At 34.6% G+C, this 1,404-nt stretch carries 1 protein-coding gene; it reads right to left on the bottom strand.

Going from position 1 to position 1,404, the window contains the following annotated elements; genetic code table 11:
• Window positions 1–163: 163 nt before the first annotated feature.
• Entirely contained in the window at window positions 164–1,285 is a 1,122-nt protein-coding gene (locus ACFSAH_RS14115) for a sensor protein KdpD (protein WP_379663385.1), read from the bottom strand.
• Between the last annotated feature and the right edge of the window lie 119 nt (window positions 1,286–1,404).

The following is a 1,404-nucleotide window of genomic DNA, read 5'->3' as shown; positions in this document are numbered from 1 at the left end:
TTATCGATGATTCCCAACTTGACTCCGCGTTTTATGATTTAGCAACACAAAACTGGAAATTTATTGGGAATCATTTTTTAACAGCCAAAAGTTTAAACAACTCCATTATAAAACAGGATTTATCTTTTATCTTACCAACAATTATTTGTAATAATATCTAAGTCTAGCTCAATATAACCAGATCTATATTTTCTGTCGTTAGTTTACCTAATAATGAGCTAAATGTATCTGTTGCAAAAATGATTTTCATGAATGTAATATGCGGTTTGCCAATACACACTGTCGTAACTTTTCTAGACTCACACTCTTGTATAATGGACTTCGTGATATTCTTTCCCTTAATTTTTATGATTTCTCCTCCCAATTCTGCTGCCAGCTTCAGGTTATTAATCAAATGTCTTTGCTTATCTAAAGCTATTTTATCTGCAGCTTCTTTAGGTGTTTGCACATACAAAACATACCATTTACTATTATAGTAGTTAGCCAATCTTGCTGTTTTTCTGATAACTGTTCTAGCTGTTTTTTCGTTAGAACTTATACAAGCCAAAAACTTCTCTTTTCTCAGGTTTCTGTTCTGCACTATTTCTGTTTCTACTTTACGTTGCACTTGGGCTGCAACTTCTTTCAAAGCCAACTCACGTAGTTGCAGAATATTTTCGTTCTTAAAAAAGTTTCTTAGCGCTGCATCTACTTTTGCAAAATCATATATTTTACCTTCTTTTAACCTGTTAATCAATTCTTCTGCCGTAAGATCTATGTTCACCACCTCATCTGCCTGTCTAACCACATTATCCGGTATTCTCTCTTTAACCTCTACTCCTGTAATTCCTTTAATTTCCTCATTTAAACTTTCTATATGTTGTATGTTAACCGCACTAATTACATTAATTCCTTCATCTAAAATATCGCACACATCCTGCCAACGCTTCTCGTTTTTACTTCCCTCTATATTGGTATGGGCCAATTCGTCCACAATTACCACTTCTGGTCGTTGGTTTATCACTGCCTGCACATCCAGCTCCTGTAATTCTTTTCCTTTATAAAACAACTTTCGTCTTGGAATTACAGGCAACCCCTCCAACAATTCCTGAGTTTCTTTCCTTTTATGGGTTTCTATATAGCCTATTTTTACATCTATACCATTTCTTAATAACGAATGTGCTTCCTGTAACATTCGATAAGATTTTCCTACCCCTGCACTCATCCCTATGTACAGCTTAAATTTCCCTCTCTTGCTCCGTTTAATCAGATCAAGAAAATATTCTGCTGATTTTCTATCATCCATAGAGTATTATTTACGAACTTGTTTAAACTTTATTGATTTTCTTAATTTTTCTGAGGAACAAGGCACAAAAAGCCATCCAATGCATTGACATCCAGTTTTGAGCAGAGGTCTCATACCTG

The organism is Pseudopedobacter beijingensis, assembly GCF_042678145.1.
In the GTDB taxonomy this organism is placed as follows: domain Bacteria; phylum Bacteroidota; class Bacteroidia; order Sphingobacteriales; family Sphingobacteriaceae; genus Pseudopedobacter; species Pseudopedobacter beijingensis.
Note: the sequence above shows the minus strand (reverse complement) of the source record. Positions and strands in the feature narration are given on the sequence as shown.

Bases quoted from the DNA above. Each gene is read 5' to 3' on its own strand.
- ACFSAH_RS14115 (WP_379663385.1), bottom strand. From the start codon at position 1,285: ATGGATGATAGAAAATCAGCAGAATATTTTCTTGATCTGATTAAACGG.